This is a genomic window from Nitratireductor sp. J20-h4 (assembly GCF_056780505.1).
Genome location: NZ_CM165557.1, coordinates 3,021,601 through 3,042,500, shown reverse-complemented (window position 1 = coordinate 3,042,500; position 20,900 = coordinate 3,021,601). Strand labels below are relative to the sequence as shown.

The window sequence follows — 20,900 nt, the reverse complement described above, 5'->3', positions numbered from 1 at the left end:
GCTCAGCCTTTCCGGGTCCGGGCGAGGATCGTTCGCGCAAGTCCGATCAGCGTCAGGTCGCCGCCGGCAGGCCCGAGCAGGGAAATTCCGAACGGCGCGCCGTCGACCTGGCCGAGCGGCAGGGTGATTTGCGGAAACCCGCTGAGGCCGGACAGGCACAACAGGCCGAGCGCGCGCTCGCGATAGGCCTGCAACGCCTCGAAGGGCGCATCCGTCCGCGGCGCCGCGCCGGGCACGGTCGGCAGCACCAGCACGCCGTTTTCGCCGAGCAGGGCGGCCAGTTCCCCGCGCAGGGCGTCGCGGAGGCCGGTCTCGGCTGCAGCCGCGTCGGGGCCGATCTCGCGGCCGAAATCGAAGCGCTCGCGCACGCCCGGGCCGAGATGGCGGTCTTTCGCCGACAGCCATTGGCCGTGCGCGGCCCAGGCCTCGTAGGCCTGCAATTTGCGAAACGCCCAGTAGAGATCGTCGATCGTGAACGGCAAGGCGGGTGCTTCTTCCGCCTCGCCCAGCACTGCGGCGACGACCGCCGCCATGCGCCGGTACTCATCGGCCTCCGCCGGTCCCAAAACGAGATCGTCAAGCGCGGCCAGGCGCACCGGCCGCAGAGCCGGCCCGTTCCTGGACGGGTCGGTCCCGTCGCCGAGCAGCAGCTCGCCGACCCTGGCGTAGGTGTCGATGTCCCTGGCGAACCAGCCGAACGTGTCGAAGGACGGCGCCAGCGGCATTGCGCCGTCGAGCGAGATCGCGCCATGGGTGGTGCGCAGGCCGACCAGGCCGCAAAAGCTCGCCGGCGCGCGGATCGAGCCGCCGGTATCCGAACCGGTGGCGATGTCGGCCAGGCCGGCGGCGACGGCGGCGGCCGATCCCGAGGAGGACCCGCCGGTCACGCGCTCGGGCGCTGCCGGGTTCACCGGATGGGCGAAATGCGCGTTCTGGCCCATCAGCGAAAAGGCGAGTTCGTCGGTCTGGGTCTTGCCGAGGAAGCGGGCGCCGGCCTTCAAAAGACGCGCAACAGCCGGCGCCGTGCGTTCGGCGATCCCGGCCTCGGCCTCGCGGTCGGGGTTGCCGCAGCCGGTCTTCATGCCGGCGACATCGAAAATATCCTTGACGGCCAGCGTCAGGCCCGAAAGCGGGCCGGAAGCGGCCTCGCCGAGATCGGGAGCGGGATAGTCGAGCAGGGCGTTGTGGGGGGGAAGTGTCCGGGTCATCGTTCGCAATCAGTTTACGGTTCGTGCAAGAATGTTCGACGGGCGAAAAAATGCAAGTCCGCATCGATTTTTGATTGATTGTGACGGACGTCGCGCCTATATCGCGCCTGCCCAAAGTCGCACGTGCCTGTGGGTGTCCGCCGGTCCTCGAAATGGCGAGGAAGCCGGTACGGTACCTGGACCTAACCACTCCAGTCGGTCTCGCGGCCCAACCGCAGATCGAGGACATCTTGAAGCAACGACGGTGCGGGCCTTTCTGGTGTCTGCCGGTTGTCCATAAACCGGGGTTACTGAAGAGGCACACCTTCATTGCCGGCAGTGCGGAACGGGTCTCCCAATCCAAAGCTGAGGCAGACAAAGCGAGCAGTCGCCCCACAGGCGGAGGCTCATCGCCGCGTGAAACGCGTTTCGAGCTCCGGTCATTTCCACCGTCCGGGTTCAGCAACGCATTTTTACGCCCTTTGTCCACCGCGGGGCCGGACGCCGTGTGCGCCGATGCCCGCGACCCTTGAGCCTGGCGGGTCGAACCGCCTGTTGGAGAGACCCGATGGCAACGCAGCGCATCCTCGATTTCCTCACCACCCGCCGTCCCGACGGCCCCTGCCTGATCGTCGACCTCGATGTCGTGCGCGACAATTACCGCGCCTTCGAGAAGGCGCTGCCGGAAAGCCGCATCTTCTACGCGGTCAAGGCCAATCCGGCGCCGGAGATCCTGCGGCTGCTGGCCGCCCTGGGCTCCAGCTTCGACACGGCCAGCGTCGCCGAGATCGAAATGGCTCTGGATGCCGGCGCCACGGCCGAGCGCATCAGCTACGGCAACACCATCAAAAAGGAGCGCGACATCGCGCGCGCCTTCGATCTCGGCATCAGGCTTTTCGCCGTCGACTGCGTGGAAGAGGTCGACAAGATCGCCCGCGCCGCGCCGGGAAGCCGGGTTTTCTGCCGGGTCCTGACCGACGGCGAGGGCGCCGAGTGGCCGCTCAGCCGCAAGTTCGGCTGCGTGCCTGCGATGGCGGTCGACGTGCTTCGCCACGCGGCGGCACGCGGGCTCGAGGCTTACGGCGTGTCGTTCCATGTCGGCTCGCAGCAGACCGACCTGTCGGCCTGGGACAAGGCGCTGGGCGACGCCAAGGCGGTGTTCGCGACGCTTGCCGACGAGGGCATCGTCTTGAAGATGGTCAATATGGGCGGCGGTTTCCCGACCCGCTACCTGAAGGACGTGCCGGCGGCGCAGGCCTATGGCCAGGCGATCTTCGAGGCGTTGTCGCGCCATTTCGGCAACCGGCTGCCCGAAACCATCATCGAGCCCGGCCGCGGCATGGTCGGCAATGCCGGCGTCATCAAGTCGGAGGTCGTCTTGATCTCGAAAAAGGCCGACAACGACAATCTGCGCTGGGTCTATCTCGACATTGGCAAGTTCGGCGGCCTGGCCGAGACGATGGACGAGGCGATCCGCTACCCGATCATCACGCCGCGCGACGGCGACCAGGCCGCGCCCTGCGTGCTCGCCGGCCCGACCTGCGATTCGGCCGACGTGATGTACGAGAAGACGCCCTATCCGCTGCCCTTGTCGCTGACGATCGGCGACGAGGTGCTGATCGAGGGCACCGGCGCCTACACCACCACCTATGCGTCGGTGGCCTTCAACGGCTTCGAACCGCTGCGATCCTACGTGATCTGACGGTTCGCAAGACCGTCAGATCATCCGGCGGCTGGCGTTTTGCCCGCCCCGGCCCGCTCGTGGACACATGTCTCCGCTTGGGAAGGATCTGGAGATGGACCAGTTCGATTTTTTTCCGGAAACGGCGCTCGTGCCGCCTTTGCCCGCTGCGCCGGGCACGGGGGCAGGCGCCGCCACGATCACGCTTGAGACCGACGCCGACGCGCTTGCGCGCGAGGCGCTGCTCGACCGGGCGATGGGCCCCGGCCGCACACGCAAATCGTCTGAAAAACTGCGCCGCGGCCGTCTGCCGGCCGCCGGGCTGGCGTTTGCGGCGCGCGACGGCGCGGGCCGGCTGGTCGGGACGGTGCGGCTGTGGAACGTGACGGCGGCGCTGTCGCCGTCACCTTCCGGCTTGCTGCTTCTCGGCCCGCTTGCGGTCGAACCGTCGCTCAAGGGCGCGGGCATTGGCGCGGCGCTGATGCGCCACGCGATCGGCGAGGCCGGCCGCCTCGGTCACGGCGCGATCCTGCTCGTCGGCGATCCGGACTATTACCGGCGTTTCGGCTTCAGCGCCGACAAGACCGACGCGCTCGCCATGCCCGGCCCTTACGAAAAACATCGGCTTCTGGCGCTGGAACTGCGGCCGGGTGTGCTCGACGGCGCCAGCGGCGTGCTGGGTGCGTGCGGAAAAAGAAGCCCGCGGAGCCGCGCGCGCAGGATGGCGGCCTAGCCCGCGTCCCGCGACTTCGCATCCGGCCGCTCGACGGGACGCAGCCAGCAAAAAGCCCGGCGCTAAGCGCCGGGCGATGGTCGTGGCAAGGCAGGTTTTCGGATCAGAGCACCTGGCTCAAGGCCATGGCCGCCGACATGTCGCCGTCGACCTTCATCTTGCCCTGCATGAAGGCGGCCGTCGGGTTGAGTTCGCCGGCGACCAGCGCCTCGAAATCGTCCTTGGACATGGAAATCGTGCAGTCCGCGTCGCCTCCGCCGGTCGAGACGCTGGTGCCGTCGATCATGATGGCGCCGGCATCGCCGAGGTCGAACTTCACCGATTTGTCGAATCCGGAATCAGCGAGGCGCTCGCCGATTTTTGCTGCGATCGAATCAAGGCTCATGGGCTTTCTCCTCGTGGCGGCGCGCGCCTTTGTGGCGATATCGTTTTCTCCCGCCGGCGAGGCGGCAGGCCGGCCGGTGATAGCAGTCGATTGACGTTTACGTCAACGTTGATTAGCGTCGTCGTCGCGGAGGAGGCGCGCGATGGGCTATCGAAGCATTTTGCGGGACGACTGCTTTGCCGGCGCGGTCCATCTTGTCACCGGCGGCGGCTCGGGCATCGGCCGTTGCATCGCGCATGAACTGGCTGCACTCGGCGCCCACGTCGTCATCACCGGCCGCAAGCCCGACAAGCTCGAGGCGGTTGTCGCCGAAATCGCAGACGATGGCGGCAGCGCCGAGGCGCGGGCCTTCGACATTCGCGACGAAGAGGCGGTGAAACAGGCACTGGCCGGAGTCGTGGAACGCCACGGCCGGCTTCACGGGCTGGTCAACAATGCCGGCGGGCAGTTTCCCGCGCCGCTGGAGGCGATCTCCAAGCGTGGTTTCGAGGCGGTGGTCGCCAACAATCTGACCGGCGGTTTCCTGGTGATGCGCGAGGCGTTTTGCCAGTCGATGCGCAAGCATGGCGGCGCGATCGTCAACATGGCGGCCGATATGTGGCGCGGCATGCCGGGCATGGGGCATTCGGGCGCGGCGCGGGCCGGCATGGTCAACCTGACCAAGACCGCGGCCTATGAGTGGGGCCAGCACGGCGTGCGGGTCAACGCCGTCGCGCCGGGCTGGATCGCCTCGTCGGGCATGGACACCTATGACGGCATGACCAGGGCGCTGATCCCGCATCTGAAGGATCACGTGCCGATCGGGCGCATCGGGGTCGAGGCCGAAGTGTCGTCGGTGGTGTGTTTCCTGCTGTCGCAGGCGGCGTCCTTCGTCACCGGCGTCACCGTGCCGATAGACGGCGGCGCGCCGCTCGGCAGCCCGCTTTACCCGGTGAAGGCAATGAGCCGGATCGCCGCTTTCGACGGGTTTCACCGCGCCGTGACGCCCGCGGCCCTTGCCGGGGAGGATGCGGGCTGATGCCGACGCTGTCGTCCGCCCTCGATGTCCGCTCGCAGGATTTTGCGGCCAATGCCGAGGCGATGACCGGCAAGCTTGACGCGGTGCGGGCGCTCGAGCAGCGCGTGCGCGACAATTCGGCGGCGCGCCGGGCGCGGTTCGAGGCGCGGGGTCAGATCCTGCCGCGCGAGCGCGTCGAGCGGCTGCTCGATCGCGGCCAGCCATTCATCGAGTTGTGTACGCTCGCCGGCTACAAGATGCACGACGACGATGGCGGCAAGACCATCATGGGTGGCGGCAGCATTGCCGGCATCGGCGTGGTTGCCGGCCGGCGCTGCATCGTCTCGGCCTCCGATTCCGGCATCAAGGGCGGCACGGTCCCGCCGATCGGGCTGAAGAAGGCGCTGCGCCTGCACGAGATCGCTTTCGAAAACCGGCTGCCGCTGATCTATCTGGTCGAAAGCGGCGGCGCCAACCTGCTTTATCAGGCCGAGATGTTCGTGGAAGGCGGACGCTCCTTCGCCAACCAGGCCCGGCTGTCGGCCGCCGGCATTCCGCAGATCGCCATCGTGCACGGATCCTCGACGGCGGGCGGCGCCTATCTGCCGGGACTGTCGGACTATGTCGTTCTGGTGCGCGGGCGCTCGAAGATTTTTCTGGCCGGCCCGCCGCTGGTCAAGGCGGCGATCGGCGAGGAGGCGGACGACGAGGCGCTGGGCGGCGCCGACCTGCACGGCAGGGTCACCGGGCTCGGCGAATATGTCGCCGAGGACGACGTTCAGGCGATCGCCTATGGCCGCGAGATCATGAAGACCATCGGCTGGGACGCCGTCGCGCCCGCGCGGCCGGCCGCGCCGCCGCTTTACGACGCCGAGCAACTGATGGGCATCGTGCCGGCCGACGACAAGGCGCCCTTCGACATGAAGGAGGTGATCGCGCGCATCGTCGACGGGTCGGACTTTCTGGAATTCAAGCAGGCCCATTCGCCCGACACGATCTGCGGCCATGCCAGTGTCGAGGGACATCGCGTCGGCATTCTCGCCAATAACGGCCCGATCATGCCGACCGGCTCGCTCAAGGCGGCGCAGTTCATCCAGCTCTGCGACCAGGCCGGCACGCCGCTGGTCTTTTTGCAGAACACCACCGGCTACATGGTCGGCTCGCGGGCCGAGCGCGACGGCGCGATCAAGCACGGCTCGAAAATGATCCAGGCGGTCGCCAATGCGCGGGTGGCGAAATTCACCTTCATTCTCGGCGGCTCCTATGGCGCGGGCAATTACGGCATGTGCGGGCGGGGGTTCTCGCCGCGTTTCATCTTTTCGTGGCCCTCGGCGCGCACCGCGGTGATGGGCGGCGCGCAGGCGGCCAAGGTGATGGAGATCGTCAGTCGCGGCAAGGCGGCGGCTTCCGGCGCGGAGCCCGACGAGGCGCAGCTTGCGAAGATGAGCGCCGGCATACGCGCCGGCGTCGAGGCGCAGTCGACGGCTCTCTTCGCCACCGCCAGGCTGTGGGACGACGGCATCATCGACCCGCGCGACACGCGGCGCGTGCTGGGCCTTTGCCTGCAGATCGCTGCGGAAGGCGCTGGGCGTGATCTTAGGCCCAACGCGTTCGGCGTGGCACGGGGATGAGCGTCCAGGCACACAGGAAGGAATGACAGCGATGCAGTTCACCCCCGAGCACGACAATCTGCGCCGTACCGTGGCCAGGTTCGTGGAGACCGAGATCAATCCCCATGTCGACGCCTGGGAGGCGGCGGAGGAATTTCCCTCGCACGACCTCTTCAAGAAGCTCGGCGATCTCGGCCTGCTCGGCATCAAGTACGATCCCGACTATGGCGGGCTGGGTCTCGATTTTTCCTATTCGATGGTGATGGCCGAGGAACTCGGCCTGAGCGCGGCCGGCGGCGTGCCGATGGCGATCGGGGTGCATACCGACATGTGCACGCCGGCACTCAACCGGTTCGGCTCCGATCACGTCAAGAAGACGTTTCTCGCCCCCTCGATCGCCGGCGACGTGGTCGGCTGTCTCGGCGTGTCGGAACCCGGCGGCGGCTCGGACGTCGCCGCCGTCAAGACGACGGCGCGCGTGGACGGCGACGATTTCGTCATTTCCGGCACCAAGATGTGGATCACCAACGGCATGAAGGCCGACTGGTGCTGCCTGCTCGCCAACACGTCGGACGGCCCGGCGCACAAGAACAAGTCGCTGATCGCGGTGCCGATGGATGCAAAAGGCATCTCGCGCCAGAAGATCAGGAAGATCGGCATGAATTCGTCCGATACCGCGCAACTGTTCTTCGACGAGGTGCGGGTGCCGCGGCGCAACATCATCGGCCAGGAGGGCATGGGCTTCACGATGCAGATGCTGCAGTTCCAGGAAGAACGGCTTTATTCGGCGGCGAGCTCGCTTAAGGGCTTCGACCGTCTGATCGACCTGACGATCGACTATGCCGGCGCGCGCACGACCTTCGGCAAGCCGGTGCTCGACAATCAGGTGGTGCATTTCCGGCTCGCAGAACTCAGGACCGAGGTCGAGGCGCTGCGCGCCCTGACCTGGAGCGCGATTGAGCAATATGTCGCCGGGCGCGACGTGACCCGGCTCGCCTCGATGGCCAAGCTCAAGACCGGGCGCCTGGCGCGCGAACTCACCGATTCCTGCCTGCAATATTGGGGCGGCATGGGTTATACGCTCGACAATCCGGTCAGCCGCGCCTTTCGCGACACGCGTCTGGTGTCGATCGGGGCCGGCGCCGACGAAATCATGCTCGGCATCATCTGTAAGCTGGAAGGCACGCTGCCGGGCACGAGCAACAAGGCGCGCGGGTAGTCGCATGGCCTTGCGAGGATCTGACCCGATGTCGCCGTTCGGCAATTGCCGCTCCCGCCCATGCTCATGGAAGGCGGCGGCGTGATTGCGCGCCTGCTGATCGCCAATCGCGGCGAGATCGCCTGCCGCATCGCCGCCACCGCGCGCCGGATGGGCATCGCCACGGTTGCGGTCTATTCCGATGCCGACAGCGCGGCGCTGCATGTGCGCCAGGCCGACGAGGCGGTGCGCATCGGCGAGGCGCAGGCTTCGTTATCCTATCTCGACGGCGACGCGGTGATCGCCGCCGCGCGGGCGACGGGAGCCGAGGCGATCCATCCCGGCTACGGCTTCCTGTCGGAAAACGCCGATTTCGCCGAAGCCTGCCGGGCGGCGGGGCTGGTCTTCGTCGGCCCGCCGCCGGACGCGATCCGCGTCATGGGCGACAAGGCCGGGGCGAAGGCTGTGATGGTCGAGGCCGGCGTGCCGGTGGTGCCGGGTTACGACGGGGCCGACCAGTCGGCCGAACGGCTGGCCGCGGCGGCGCGCGAGATCGGTTTTCCTGTCCTGATCAAGGCGGCGGCCGGCGGCGGCGGGCGCGGCATGCGCCGCGTCGACCGGGCCGAGGCGTTCGATGCGGCACTGGAAAGCGCGCGGCGCGAGGCCGAGGCGGCGTTCGGCGACGGGCGCGTGCTGCTTGAAAAACTCGTCACCGAGGCCCGCCATGTCGAGGTGCAGGTGTTCGCCGACGCGCATGGCAATGTCGTGCATATGGGCGAACGCGATTGTTCGGCGCAGCGCCGGCATCAGAAGATCGTGGAGGAAACCCCGTCGCCCTTTGTCGATGCGGCGATGGGGGCTGCGATGGCGGTGGACGCGATCGCGGCGACCAGGGCCGTAAACTATGTCGGGGCGGGCACGGTCGAGTTCATCGTCGGCGCCGACCGCCAGCATCATTTCCTGGAAATGAACACCCGGCTCCAGGTCGAACACCCGGTCACGGAAATGGTGACCGGCATCGACCTGGTGGAATGGCAGTTGCGGGTGGCGGCGGGCGAGCCCTTGCCGTTGCGCGAGGAGGATATCGACTTTTTTGGCCATGCGATCGAGGCCAGGCTTTACGCCGAGGACCCGGCAGACGGGTTCCGCCCGCAGACCGGCGAAATCCTGTTCTGGCAGCCGCAGGTCAAGACTGGCGAGGCGGGTATCCGGATCGACAGCGGCGTTGCGGCGGGCGACCGGGTCTCGCCGCATTACGACCCGATGATCGCCAAGCTGGTCGCGCATGGTCGTAACCGTGACGAGGCGATCGACAGGCTGGTGCGGGCGCTCAGGGCGCGGCCATTGTTCGGCCTGACGACCAATCGCGGTTTCTTGATCGACCTGCTGGAGGGCGTCGACTTCAGGCAGGGCGGCGTCACCACCGGTTTTATCGACGACCTGCTCGGCAGCGGACGCGCGGCGATGGGTGCTCAAGCCTTGCAGGACTGGCACTTCGCGCTCGCCGGCGCCGTTCTGGCGCTTGGCGTCGACGGCGACTGGTTCCGCTCCAGCGGCATCGCGGCCTGCCCGCTCACGCTCATCTGCGGAGACGAGACCCGCGTCGTGGTGGTTGAGGTCGCGCGTGGCCTGTTGTCGACGATCCGTGTCGATGGCGACGCGGTGGCGCTGACGGAGATCGCGTTGCACGGCCAGGAGCTGCGCTACGTCCATGCCGGCACGCCGGCGCGGGCAACGGTTTTCGTGTCCGGCCGGACGCTATGGCTCGATATGGACGGGCACAGTCTGGCGTTCCGCGAAACCGATCCGCTGGCCGCCCGGCCGCCGGTCGCGGACGCTTCGCGCGTGACGGCGCCCGTCACCGGGCTTTTGCGCTCGCTCGCCGTTGTCGCGGGCGATTCCATCGAGGCAGGCGATACGCTCGCCGTCATCGAAGCAATGAAGATGGAGACCGCGCTTGCGGCCACGGTCGCCGGCACGGTGCGGGCCGTCCATCGCGGCGAAGGCGAGCAGGTCGGCGCCGGAGATCTGCTGATCGAACTCGATCCGGGCCCAGGAGACCCGGCGGACGGCGATCGGCCCGGTTGAGTCCCGCGCTATTTTGTTATAATTAATAACATTAATTGCCGGCAGCGACGGGCGCGACCTGTGCGGCCCGCCGGCCGGCGGCGTTGACGATGGTGCATAAGAGGCTGGAACCGAGATGACCGACACCCCGCAGGGCCTGCGTTTCAGCTTCGACGACGCCTGGCTGCTCGACGGCACGCGCACGCCGTTCGTCGACTATACCGGCGCGCTGTCTGACATCTCGCCCATCGATCTCGGCATCAAGGCTGCGCGGGCCGTGCTCGACAAGACCGGGTTCGACCCGGCCGATATCGGCACCACCATCGCCGGCTCGATGGCCCAGGCCTCGTTCGACGCCTATATGACGCCGCGCCATATCGGGCTTTATGCCGGGGTGCCGGTGGAACGGCCGGCGCATCTGGTGCAGCGCATTTGCGGCACCGGCATCGAGGTGGTGCTGCAGGCGGCCGAACTGGTGGAACGCCGGCGGGTCGAGGCGGCGCTGTGCGTGGGCACCGAATCGATGAGCCGCAATCCGGTCGCCGCCTACACGCATCGCTCCGGGTTCCGCATGGGTCAGGTCGAGTTCAAGGATTTCCTGTGGGAGGCGCTGCTCGATCCGGCCTGCTCGTGCACGATGGGCGACACGGCCGAAAATCTGGCGCGCGATTACAACATCACGCGCGAAGAAGTGGACCGCTACGCCGAACGCTCCTTCGCCCGCGCGCTCGCCGCGCAGGCGGACGGGTTCTTGGCCGGCGAGATCACGCCGGTGGTCAGCGAGAGTTTTGCCGTCGACGGTTTCAACCAGCGCGGCATCCGCCTGCCGCGCAAGATCGAGGCGGTCGACACCGACAGCCATATCCGTCCGTCCTCCTACGACATGCTGGCCAGGATCAGGCCGGCTTTCGGCGGAGTGCAGACGGGCGGCAATTCCTCCGCGATCGTCGACGGTGCGGCCGCCGCCATCGTCGTCAGCAAGGCGCGCGCCAACGGACGCACACCGCTTGCCCGCATCGTCGCCGGCGCGACGGTCGGCGTGCCGCCGCACATTATGGGCATCGGTCCTGCGCCGGCGATCCGGGCGCTGCTCGATGAGGCCGGGCTCGATCTCGACGCGATCGACCGTATCGAGATCAACGAAGCCTTCGGCGCCCAGACGATCGCCTGCGCGCGCGAACTCGGCCTCGACGAGGACAAGCTCAACGTCAATGGCGGGGCGATCGCCATCGGCCATCCGCTGGGCGCGACCGGTATCCGCATCACCACCACGGTGGCGCGCGAACTGCGCCGCGCCGGCCTGCGTTACGGCATCGCGGCGGCCTGTATCGGCGGCGGGCAAGGCATCGCTGTCCTGGTCGAAAACCCGGATGCGGGCTGACGGAGCGGCTGCCATGCTTGTTCACCGCCGCGAGGTCGAGATCGAGTGGGGCGATTGCGACGCCGCCGGCATCGTTTTCTATCCGCGCTACTTCGCCATGTTCGACGCCTCGACCGCCTATCTGTTCGAAAAAGCGCTGGGCATGAAGAAAATCGCCTGGACGAAGACCTACGCCATAGTCGGCATTCCGATGGTCGACACCGGGGCGCGCTTCCTCGTGCCTTCACGTTATGGCGACGTGATCGCCATCGAAAGCCGGGTTGGCGCCTTGCGCCGCTCGAGCTTCGATGTCCAGCACCGCGTGTTCAAGGGCGACGAACTCGCTATCGAAGCGCGGGAAACCCGGGTGTGGGCCGAAAAACACCCCGACGATCCTGACCGCATACGCGGCAAGACCATCCCCAAGGAGGTGATCGCCGCGCTTTCGGCCGGGTAGGGCTGCCCGTCCCGGTCCGGGGCCTATTGCCCCGCAGGCTCGATCAGGCGGTCGAGCAGGCCGATCAGCCGATCGCGCTCGCGCGCGCCGCCCAGGCGTTCGATCATGCGGTTTTCGTGCTCGGCCCAGACGGCGGCCATCTTGCGCACGAATCTCTCGCCCTCAGGGGTCAGATGCAGGGAATGCGAACGCCGATCCGTATCGGCCTTGCGGCGTTCGGCCAGGCCGCGCTTTTCCAGTCCGTCCATCAGCGCGACGAAATTGGCGCGCTTGATGCCCAGCATCTCGGCGATCTCGGACTGTTTCAGCCCAGGCGTGTTGGCGATGATGGCCAGCACCGAAAACTCGGCCGGACGCAGTTTCATCTTGGAAAACGTGCCGATGAAATCCTGAAAGACGTGCAGTTGGGCGCGCCGCAGCTTGTAACCGACAATGGTCGACATTGACGGCATGGCCGGCTGCGTGTCGGCTGGGCTGTCGCGGTCGTCGGACGGACCCGTTTTCTTGGAACCAGCGCTCACTGTGCCTGCCGACCGCTCCCTGTTCCTCGCGGCCCTGTTGCCGTAGGTCGCCTGTCCGGTCCGTCACCGGCGAAAATCGGTGACGTCCGGTTCCCTGTGCGAATTTGTTCGCACGAAGGGCGAAGCCGGGTCAACCGCCCGCACGGCCGGCAGCGTCGCCTTGTATCCCGCAATAATGTTATGATATAAAACATTTTTCGACCATGCAGGCAGATGTGGAGACGCGACCGATGAATACTTCGAACGGCGCGGCGATACGTGACGAGGGTGCCGCCGCGCCGTTACGCATTACGATTGACGGGCCGATCGCTTTTCTCGCCTTCAACCGGCCGGAAAAACGCAACGCGATCAGCGACGCGCTGCTGGACCGGCTGAAGCGCTTCTTCGCCGCGCCGCCCGAGGCGGTGCGCGTGGCAGTCCTGCACGGGCTGGGCGGGCATTTTTCCGCCGGACTGGACCTTTCCGAACAGGTCGCGCGCGAGCCGGCCGAGGTGATGCGGCATTCGCGCGGCTGGCATAAGGTGATGGACGAAATCCAACTCGGCGGACTGCCCGTGGTGTCGGTGCTCAACGGCGCCGTGATCGGCGGCGGGCTCGAAATCGCCGCGTCGACCCATGTGCGCATCGCCGAGCCTTCGGCCCGGTTTCAACTGCCGGAAGGCAAAAGGGGAATTTTCGTCGGGGGCGGCGCGACGGTGCGGGTCGGGCGTCTCCTCGGCGCCGACAGGCTGACGGAAATGATGCTGACCGGGCGTTCCTACGATGCCGAGGAGGGACACCGCCTCGGCCTTGCGCATTATCTCGTCGGTGACGGCGAGGGGATCGCCAAGGCCCGCGAACTCGCCATGGAGATCGCGTCCAACGCGCCGCTGGTCAACTATCTGGTCATCCAGGCCGTCTCGCGCATCGACGATATGGGGCGTGGCGACGGATTGTTCGCCGAAAGCCTCAGCGCCGCGCTGTCGCAGACCGGCGGCGATGCCAGGGAAGGCCTGCGGGCGTTTCTGGAAAAGCGCGATCCGAAATTCAAATAGCGCGGTACGGCGGGCCGCGTTCTACCCTTGCGCGCGCAGAGTGTTGCGCAGCACGCCGAGCCCCTCGACCTCCAGTTCGACGACGTCGCCGTCGGTTAGGAAACGATCCAGTTCCAGCCCGCAGCCATTGCCCATCGTGCCGGAACCGAAAAACTCGCCGGCATGCAGGGTTTCGTCGCGCGAGACGTGGGCGATCATGTCCTCGAAGGTGAACAACATGTCGGCCGACGATCCGCGTCCCCAGACCTCGCCGTTTACCCGCGCCTGCATGGCGAGCTTGTAGGGATCGGCAAGTTCGTCCGGCGTGACGATCCACGGGCCGATCGCGTTGCCGTAGTCGAAACTCTTGCTCTTGGTCGGTCCGAGCATGGTCTGCATTTCGGCAAGCTGAGCGTCGCGGGCGGAAAAGTCGTTATAGATCGTGTAGCCGAAAATGTGGGAGCCGGCGTCGCCGACGGGAATGTCGCGGCCGGGCCTGGCGATGACGATCCCGAACTCGCACTCGAAATCCATCACCCGGCTGTAGCGTGGCCAGGCAACCACGGCGTCGGGTCCGATGACCGAAAAGCGGTTGGTCAGATAATAGGCCGGCTGCGTGCGATAGATGTCGGGCACGGCGTCGAGCGGCTTGGCGGCCGCCGCCGCCGCCTCGTCGCCGCGGGCTATGGCGGCAAGCCGCCGCATGCCGCGCGGCGCCTGCTTGATATGGCCGGGGAAGACGGAAAAGTCGCGCATCTGTCGTGGCACGGGAAGCGGCGCGAGCAACCGGATCTGCGCCAGCGGGCGGGAATGGCGGGCGATCAGCGCGGGGTCGGCGGCCATCTCGCGGGCGTGGCCGAGCGCGGCTTCGCCGGCGTCGATCAGGTCGAGCATGGTGGCGAAGGCGGGGTCGTTGCCCGACGCCCCGGTCAGGTCGAACACGGTTTGCGTGTCGGTATCAACATGGCCGATCCGGCGGGTGGTCTGCTGCTCGAAGGTGACGAGTTTCATGCATCGCGGTCCTTGCTAACCGGATTGGCGCCGTAGCGGGCCGCGTCCGGGCTCAACGCAGGATCGGCCGGTTCTTGCCGCCATTGGCGTCGCGGCGGCGCAGCGCATTGTCGCGAATGTCGCTCTTGGTCAGGTAATCGATCTGCTGAACGAGCACTTCCTCGATCAGCTTGTCGCCGACACGCTCGTTGATGCTGTCGCGCAGCCCGTTGCGCAGTGCGACGATGTCGAGCGTGTCGGTCTGCGAAAAATCGATCTGCGGATTGGAAAACAGATAGGTGTAAAGCTGGTCGACAAGCAGCGTGTCGATCGGCAATTTGAGCTTCTTCAGCTTCTCCGGCTCGACCGTATAGACAAGCCGGGTCAGGAAATAGCCGCGCACCTCGCCCTTCTGGATGACCGGAACCGTCACGATCTCGGTCTTGTAATATTCCAGGCCTTCGAGATAGGCGCGCTCGCCCGTGTCGTCCTTGTCGCCGGTGGCGGAAAAGGCGAAGAATATCGAGCCGATCGTGACGGCGACGATCCAGAGCGCGCCTATGACGAATTTGATCATAGGCCACCGCCTCCGCCGAAGGTTCTGGTGGAATAGGTGCCGTCGTCCTCCGAGCGCTCGATCGCGTCCTGCAGCAGCTTGGCGACCTCATTGACCGCGCTCAAATGAGCCTTGATCGCGGATTCGTTGTCGGCGAGCTTGTCGCGCAGACGCGCGATGTCCGGGCGATGGGCTTCCAGCGCGCCGGCGCCCACGTCGCGCACGGCGCGGTTCAGGTCGTAGAGATGGCGGCTCTTGCGCGCGTTTGAGGCCTTGAGGTCGAAATTGACGTCGGTGCGGATGGCTGCCGTCTCCGCCTCGATCGCCTCCTCGATGCGCGCGATGATCGTGCCGAGCGAGCCCGAGCGCGGGCCGGGCCCGGTCGGCGCATCAGCGCCCGCGCGCAGGGTTGGTACGGAAGTGTAGATGTCCTGTTCGCTCACTTTCGCGCAAGCTCCCTTGTGTCAGCGCCCGGAACGCACGGGGAGACCCGTCGGGTCAGCCTCGTCCTCGAAGCCGCGCACGATCGTACGCTGGATTTCGTCGATCAGCGCCACCGAAAGCAGATCCTGCGTGTCGGCGGCGCGTTTTTCCTGCGTATCGGCGGCGACGCCGGCAACCGCGACGCGTTTGTCGTCATCCATGTAGAAATCGCCCAGAATCCGGTCGGCGATGCCGATGCCGCCGCGCTTTGCCATCTCGCTGGAGAGTTCCTGCGCCAGAAACGTCTTCCACATCTCGCCGGCCAGGCCTTCGCCATAGACGTTCTGGGCATCCTCGGGCAGCATGCTTTGCATGAAGGTCTGCAGCACCATGGCCTCGAAGTCGCGGAACGCCTCGGGCGCTCTGGCGCCGGCGCCCGCGGCGGGCCTGCCGCGCAGGTCCGGCGCGCCGCCTGCCTCGAACCCGGCCGCCACCGACCTGGCTGCGGCCGCCAGGCGGGTGCGCGCGGCGGCGAGGTCGGTCTGGTCGACGGCGCGGGCGACATCGAGAACGATGTCGCTGGGGGGCGAAATGGCCAAGGCGATCCTCTTCTCGAAATTCAGCTTGGTTCGTTGTCGCAGACAGAGCTTGCCGCAACCTTACTTGTCTTCCGGCGCGCGCCCGAGCATGCGCTCGACGCTTTCCAGCCCGTCGCGCTCCTCGCGGGTGCGCTCCTCCCTCGTGACGGCGACCCGGCGGTCGCGGTCGAGCATACGGCAGCGCGCGGTCTCGACGGCGATTTTGGCCGCTTCGGCTTCCGCCGCGGTCAGCGCGCGGTCGCGATCCTCGAAGGCGCGGGCGATGCTGCGCTCGTAAAGCTCGGGAAACAGTGCTGAGAGCGAGCCGGGGCCGTCCTTGCGCTCGGCGACTTCGGCAGCCCTGGCTTCCGCCTCGTGTGCGTCGCGCAGATGACCGGCGCGCTGGGTTTCATGCAGCGCCTTCAACTGGTTCTGGACCTTGAGCAGGCGGGCGAGACGTCGGCTCTTTTCCATCGCTAGCGCCCGACCGTGATCGGCACGAACCCGTCCGCGAACAGGCGCAGCAGCGGTCCGATGCCGAGATAAAGAAGCAGGATGCCGCCGGCCAGCACGAAGGGCAGCGAGATGAAGTAGATCGGTATCTGCGGCGTGAGCTTGTTGACGAAGCCGATCGCCAGATTGACGATGATGCCGTAGGCGATGAACGGGCTGCCGAGCTGGACCATGACCAGGAACGCCTCGGACAGGACGTCGACCATGTCGGTGAGGGCGGACCGGGGGTTGAACAACAGGTTCGGGGGCGCGACCTCGTAGGAATTGACCAGGGCCTTGATGATCTCGTGGTGGAAGTTGAAGATGAACAGCAAAAGCAGGGCAGAAAGCGTGATCAGATTGGTGACGGCGGCCTGCGGTTCGGCCTCTTCGATGCCCGAGGCGACCATGTTGCCGTAGCCCGACATCATGGCGATGGCGGAGCCGATGAACTGCAGCGCGAGGATGTAAAACCGGGTCACAAGCCCGATCAGCGCGCCGGTCAGCAGTTCCGACACGACCATCGGCGCCAGAACGTCCGGCGCGCGACTGGCATAAGGCAGCAGGCTGTCCCAGAGATGGATCAACAGCGCGAAGGTCACAGCGATCGCCACGAACAGCCGGATCTGCATGGGCACGCGCACGCTCGAAAGGCCGGGCATGAGCATGAAACAGGCGCCGATGCGGCAGAAGGCCAGAAACGCCGTGATGACGATCTGGTCGCTGATCACGACAGCGCGCCGAGTACCTTGATCTCGACGCCCTTGGCGATCTCGACATGCGACAGGACGGGCAGGGTCGAGAACAGGCGTTCGATGATCATGCGCACATAGGGCCGGGCATCCGGCGCGGTGACCAGCGCGAAGCGCTCGCCGGCGTCGAAATGCTGGCGGATCACCTTGCTTGCCTCCTGGCCGAATTCCTCCAGCAGGCGGGGGTCGATGTCGAATTCGCGCACCTCGCCCTTCTGGTCGCGCTTGAGCGCCTGGTGGAAGGCGAGGTCCCAGCGATTGCCGAGCCGCAGCACCTTCAGCGTGCCGGCTTCGGAGAGGTCGCCGCAGATCTGCTGCGACATGCGGATGCGCACATGTTCGACGATCTGTTCGGTGCGCCGCACGTGCGGTGCGATCTCGGCGATCGCCTCGATAATCAGGTGCAGGTTGCGGATCGAGACGCGCTCGGCCAGCAAGAGCTTCAACACCGCCTGCAGGCCCGGATAGGAGATGTGGCTGGTGCAGATTTCCTCGGCGAGCTTCTTGTATTCAGGGTCGAGCCGCTCGATCAGCGTCTTCATGTCCTTGTAGGACAGGAGCTGCGGCAGGTTGTTGCGGATCACCTCGGAGAGATGGGTGAGCAGGACCGAGAGATTGTCGGCGATCGCGAAATTGTCGCGTTTCAGCTCCTCCGAGAAGGTTTCGGGAACGGAATAGGCGCGCATGCCGAAGGCCGGTTCACGCACCTCCTCACCGGGCATGTCCGGCGGCTCGTTGCCGCCCAGCAGCACCATCACCTCGCCCACGCGCATTTGATGTTCCGCCACGACCGTGCCGTGAATCTTGATCTGGTAACTCTTCGGCGGAATGGCGAAATCGTCGGTCAGGCGCACTTCCGGCACGACGAAACCATAGTCGAGGGCGAATTTCTTGCGCATCTTGCCCATGCGGAAGGCGAGTTCCTGATGCGAGGCGAGCAGGCGGGCGGACAGCTGCTTGCCGATCAGGAGCTCGATTTCGGGCGTTCTCAGCGACGATCTGATGGAGTTCTTGTCCTCGGCCTCGATCGCGTCCTGGCGCTGCTTTTCGTCCTCGGCCTCGGCGGCGGCGCGGCGGTTCTGGCGCAGCGGGATGGCATAGCCGACGCCGGCCATCACCATGGCCAGCCCAACGAAGGGCAGGAAGGGAAGTCCGGGCAGGAAAGCCAGAACCGCCAGCAGCAGGGCCGCGACCTGGAGGGCGCGCGGATAGGCGGTGAGCTGGCCGAACACGGCCTGGTTGGCGGACCCGCGCGTGCCGCCCTTGGAGACCAGAAGGCCGGCGGCCAGCGAGACGATCAGCGCCGGTATCTGGGTCACCAGGCCGTCGCCGACCGACAGCTTGACGAACACGTCTGCGGCCTGGCCAAGGTTCATGTCGTGGCGGCCATAGCCGATTGCCACGCCGCCGACGATGTTGACCCCGGTTATGATCAGGCCGGCGATCGCGTCGCCGCGGACGAATTTCGAGGCGCCGTCCATGGAGCCGAAAAACGAGCTTTCCTCCTCGAGCTCGCGCCGGCGCGCCTGGGCTTCCTTGTCGTTGATCATGCCGGCGGAAAGGTCGGCGTCGATCGACATCTGCTTGCCGGGAATGGCGTCGAGGGTGAAGCGGGCGCCGACCTCGGCGATGCGGGTGGCGCCCTTGGTGATGACGATGAAGTTCACCACGATCAGGATCAGGAACACGATCAGCCCGATGACGAAATCGCCGGCCATGACCAGGTTGGAAAAGCCGCCGATTACGTAGCCGGCCGCGTTGGTGCCCTCGTTGCCGTGGGCGAGGATGACGCGTGTGGTGGCGATGTTGAGCGCCAGCCGCAGCATGGTGGCGATCAGCAGGATCGTCGGGAAGGAGGAAAAATCGAGCGGCCGCTGTATCCACAGCGCGACCATCAGGATCAGGACCGAGATCGCGATCGAAAACGCCAGCCCGATATCGATCATGAAGGAGGGGATCGGCAGGAACAGGACCGACAGGATGGTGATGATGCCGATCGCGAAGAAGACGTCGCGGCCGTTGCGGGCGGAGGCCGCCGGGACGGGCGTGTATGTGGTCGGGCCTGCCGCCATGTCGGTCTGTTATCTCCGCGCCTGATTTGAAGCTCGCAGACTAGGGCCCCAAGCTTGCGCGAGGATGAGTTTTGCGGCGCGGCCGGCCGCTGGCGTGACGGCCGGCCGCGTGGGGTCTACTGCCCAGTCGCAATCCGCGTGAAGACGCCGTCGCGATAGGCGTTGAGATGTTCGATGCGCACCGCGTTCGCCGCCCCGTCGGTCATCTCGAACGTGACCCTGGACACAGAACCCCTCGGCTGGTTCTCGTTGAAGGGCTCGATGATGAAACTGTCCTCCTCCCAGGGCGTCATTGCAAAGGCGGTATCGGCGGGACCGACGGCAAGTCGAAGACTGCCTTCGTGGACGGTGATGGTGGCCGGTCCGTAATAGGCGTTTTCGTAGGTGCCCCGATAGGTTTCCAGCGGCCGGGACGCGCGCGCGCCGATGGACGGTTTTTGGCCGGCCAGTTCGCCCGCCGGCGCCGTCAGCGGCGCCAGTCGCGACCGATACCCCTCGAACCAGTCGCGCTTCACCTCGCCGAATTCGACCATGTCGGCGAAGCCTGCGGCAATCGCCTCGGCCGCGCCGACCGGTGGCGCGTTGGTCAGCACCACGATGCCGAGATCGAGCCCGGGAACCAGGGTGAAGGCGGTGGCCGCGCCCAGTGCGAAGGCACCTGAATGACTGAAGACGACGCGACCGGACGCGCGCACGCCGACATTGAAGCCGAAGCCGTACTGGCCGGCGCGCGCGTCGAGCGCATGCGGCGGCGACGGCAGGATCTGCGGGCTGACGGCCGGCATCAGCGCGTCCGGCGCAATGATCTCGGTGCCTTCGAACATGCCGCCACCGAGCACCATGGTCATCCATCTGGCCATGTCGTTGGCGCTCGAGCTGACCCCGCCGGCGGGGGATTGCGGATCCGGCCGGCGCAGATCCGCGACCTCGTACCCGTCGGGGCCGGGGATGTGCGAGGCCGCGCGATTGGTCCGGGCCAGATAGTCGCTGTAACGCGAACTGGTGGCCGACATGCCCAGCGGGGTGTAGATCGCCTGCGCCGAGAGCTCTTCCCAGGTGCTGCCGGCGGCCGCGGCCACGGCTTCGGCCGCCGCCGTCAGGCCGAAATTCGTATAGGCGTAGCTGTCGCGGAACGTGGCCTGCGGCAGCAGATGGAGGCGTTCCAGGACCGCCTTGCGGCCATAGCCGATATCTTCCAGATCGTCGCCGGCATGATCGGGCAGGCCCGAGCGGTGTGCGTAAAGATCGCCGATGGTGACATGCGCGGACACCCAGGGATCGGCCAGTCGGAACCAGGGCAGGTGCGCCTGGACCGGCGTGTTCCAGCCGACCACGCCGCGCGAGACCTGGTGCGCGACGACGGTCGCGCCGACCGGCTTGGACAGCGAGGCGAGCAGAAATACCGTATCGGCGTCGACCGGCTCGCGGCCTGCGCGCGAGCGCACGCCGAAACCCTTGGCGTAAACAGTCTTGCCCGCGTGCACCACTGCGATCGCCAGGCCGGGAACGGCCGAGCGGCGCAGGATGTCGGCGGCCAGCCCGTCAAGCCCGGCTATGGCGGCGTCGATCTCGGTCCGGGTGATCTCGATCGCGACCTCCTGGGCGGGCGAGGGCATGGGTTGCGAGCGTATCGCGTCGTCCTGCTCAGCCTGTGCCGGAGCTGGCAGAAGAGCGAGCGCGGCGGCGAGCCCCGCAGCGCGGATGGCAGTGACATGGTGGGAAAACACGGGATTTCCTTTCTGTCGAACGGCAGCCGATGCGTTGCCTGAACGAGGAGCAAGGCCGGTCAGGCGTTCCGGTGTGGTTGCGGCCAGGCGCTGTCATGGTT

20 protein-coding genes are annotated in these 20,900 nt (G+C 66.7%); 9 read left to right on the top strand and 11 right to left on the bottom strand.

Going from position 1 to position 20,900, the window contains the following annotated elements:
* Nucleotides 1–2: 2 nt before the first annotated feature.
* Nucleotides 3–1,208, bottom strand: coding sequence for an amidase (locus ACT2B0_RS14740; RefSeq protein ID WP_473458723.1), 1,206 nt, complete (start codon nt 1,206–1,208; stop codon nt 3–5).
* A gap of 547 nt (nt 1,209–1,755) precedes the next feature.
* Between ACT2B0_RS14740 and odc2 the strand changes: the two genes are divergently transcribed.
* Together odc2 and ACT2B0_RS14730 are read left to right on the top strand one after the other, a co-directional pair.
* Nucleotides 1,756–2,889, top strand: coding sequence for an ornithine/lysine decarboxylase (odc2, locus tag ACT2B0_RS14735; protein WP_473458721.1), 1,134 nt, complete (start codon nt 1,756–1,758; stop codon nt 2,887–2,889).
* A 94-nt stretch (nt 2,890–2,983) separates the two neighbouring features.
* Nucleotides 2,984–3,601: a GNAT family N-acetyltransferase gene (locus ACT2B0_RS14730; RefSeq protein WP_473458719.1), complete on the top strand. Its 618-nt coding sequence runs from the start codon at nt 2,984–2,986 to the stop codon at nt 3,599–3,601.
* 103 nt (nt 3,602–3,704) lie between these two features.
* Here the strand turns inward: ACT2B0_RS14730 and ACT2B0_RS14725 are convergent, their stop codons facing one another.
* The gene (locus ACT2B0_RS14725; protein WP_473458717.1) at nt 3,705–3,986 is read right to left on the bottom strand and encodes an SCP2 sterol-binding domain-containing protein; all 282 of its coding nucleotides are present in this window, start codon (nt 3,984–3,986) and stop codon (nt 3,705–3,707) included.
* Nucleotides 3,987–4,128: 142 nt separating this feature from the next.
* Between ACT2B0_RS14725 and ACT2B0_RS14720 the strand changes: the two genes are divergently transcribed.
* From ACT2B0_RS14720 to ACT2B0_RS14695, 6 genes are all read left to right on the top strand, one after another.
* On the top strand, nt 4,129–5,004 hold the full coding sequence (locus ACT2B0_RS14720; RefSeq protein WP_473458715.1) for an SDR family oxidoreductase: 876 nt from the start codon (nt 4,129–4,131) through the stop codon (nt 5,002–5,004).
* A complete protein-coding gene (locus ACT2B0_RS14715; RefSeq protein ID WP_473458713.1) occupies nt 5,004–6,614 on the top strand; it encodes an acyl-CoA carboxylase subunit beta in 1,611 nt (536 codons plus the stop codon). The genes ACT2B0_RS14720 and ACT2B0_RS14715 overlap by 1 nt, the downstream gene beginning before the upstream one ends.
* 31 nt (nt 6,615–6,645) lie before the next feature.
* Nucleotides 6,646–7,812 carry an acyl-CoA dehydrogenase family protein gene (locus tag ACT2B0_RS14710; protein WP_473458711.1) on the top strand — a complete coding sequence of 389 codons (1,167 nt, stop codon included), beginning with the start codon at nt 6,646–6,648 and terminating at the stop codon, nt 7,810–7,812.
* 81 nt (nt 7,813–7,893) lie between these two features.
* On the top strand, nt 7,894–9,879 hold the full coding sequence (locus ACT2B0_RS14705; protein ID WP_473458709.1) for an acetyl/propionyl/methylcrotonyl-CoA carboxylase subunit alpha: 1,986 nt from the start codon (nt 7,894–7,896) through the stop codon (nt 9,877–9,879).
* Between the two features lie 115 nt (nt 9,880–9,994).
* Nucleotides 9,995–11,239 (top strand): thiolase family protein, encoded by a 1,245-nt coding sequence (locus ACT2B0_RS14700; protein WP_473458707.1) that lies wholly within the window; start codon nt 9,995–9,997, stop codon nt 11,237–11,239.
* A gap of 13 nt (nt 11,240–11,252) precedes the next feature.
* Nucleotides 11,253–11,675: an acyl-CoA thioesterase gene (locus tag ACT2B0_RS14695; protein WP_473458705.1), complete on the top strand. Its 423-nt coding sequence runs from the start codon at nt 11,253–11,255 to the stop codon at nt 11,673–11,675.
* Between the two features lie 23 nt (nt 11,676–11,698).
* Here the strand turns inward: ACT2B0_RS14695 and ACT2B0_RS14690 are convergent, their stop codons facing one another.
* Nucleotides 11,699–12,196: a MarR family winged helix-turn-helix transcriptional regulator gene (locus tag ACT2B0_RS14690; RefSeq protein WP_473458703.1), complete on the bottom strand. Its 498-nt coding sequence runs from the start codon at nt 12,194–12,196 to the stop codon at nt 11,699–11,701.
* A 230-nt stretch (nt 12,197–12,426) separates the two neighbouring features.
* On the opposite strand from ACT2B0_RS14690, the gene ACT2B0_RS14685 reads away from it, so the two are divergent.
* Complete coding sequence (locus ACT2B0_RS14685) at nt 12,427–13,230, top strand: crotonase/enoyl-CoA hydratase family protein (protein WP_473458701.1); 804 nt, start codon at nt 12,427–12,429, stop codon at nt 13,228–13,230.
* Between the two features lie 21 nt (nt 13,231–13,251).
* On the opposite strand, the gene ACT2B0_RS14680 is transcribed toward ACT2B0_RS14685, so the two are convergent.
* The 8 genes from ACT2B0_RS14680 to ACT2B0_RS14645 form a co-directional block, all read right to left on the bottom strand.
* Nucleotides 13,252–14,220 (bottom strand): fumarylacetoacetate hydrolase family protein, encoded by a 969-nt coding sequence (locus tag ACT2B0_RS14680; protein WP_473458699.1) that lies wholly within the window; start codon nt 14,218–14,220, stop codon nt 13,252–13,254.
* 52 nt (nt 14,221–14,272) lie between these two features.
* Complete coding sequence (locus tag ACT2B0_RS14675) at nt 14,273–14,776, bottom strand: hypothetical protein (protein ID WP_473458697.1); 504 nt, start codon at nt 14,774–14,776, stop codon at nt 14,273–14,275.
* On the bottom strand, nt 14,773–15,198 hold the full coding sequence (locus ACT2B0_RS14670) for a hypothetical protein (protein WP_473458695.1): 426 nt from the start codon (nt 15,196–15,198) through the stop codon (nt 14,773–14,775). The genes ACT2B0_RS14675 and ACT2B0_RS14670 overlap by 4 nt, the downstream gene beginning before the upstream one ends.
* Before the next feature lie 21 nt (nt 15,199–15,219).
* Entirely contained in the window at nt 15,220–15,777 is a 558-nt protein-coding gene (locus ACT2B0_RS14665) for a rod-binding protein (RefSeq protein ID WP_473458693.1), read from the bottom strand.
* Nucleotides 15,778–15,837: 60 nt separating this feature from the next.
* Nucleotides 15,838–16,230, bottom strand: a complete 393-nt coding sequence (locus ACT2B0_RS14660; RefSeq protein WP_473458691.1) for a hypothetical protein — start codon at nt 16,228–16,230, stop codon at nt 15,838–15,840.
* Nucleotides 16,231–16,232: 2 nt separating this feature from the next.
* Nucleotides 16,233–16,976, bottom strand: a complete 744-nt coding sequence (gene fliR / locus ACT2B0_RS14655) for a flagellar biosynthetic protein FliR (RefSeq protein WP_473466010.1) — start codon at nt 16,974–16,976, stop codon at nt 16,233–16,235.
* Nucleotides 16,976–19,072 carry a flagellar biosynthesis protein FlhA gene (gene flhA / locus ACT2B0_RS14650; RefSeq protein ID WP_473458689.1) on the bottom strand — a complete coding sequence of 699 codons (2,097 nt, stop codon included), beginning with the start codon at nt 19,070–19,072 and terminating at the stop codon, nt 16,976–16,978. Before flhA ends, fliR begins: the two co-directional genes overlap by 1 nt.
* Nucleotides 19,073–19,188: 116 nt before the next feature.
* A complete protein-coding gene (locus ACT2B0_RS14645) occupies nt 19,189–20,799 on the bottom strand; it encodes a serine hydrolase (RefSeq protein WP_473458687.1) in 1,611 nt (536 codons plus the stop codon).
* Nucleotides 20,800–20,900 lie beyond the last annotated feature (101 nt).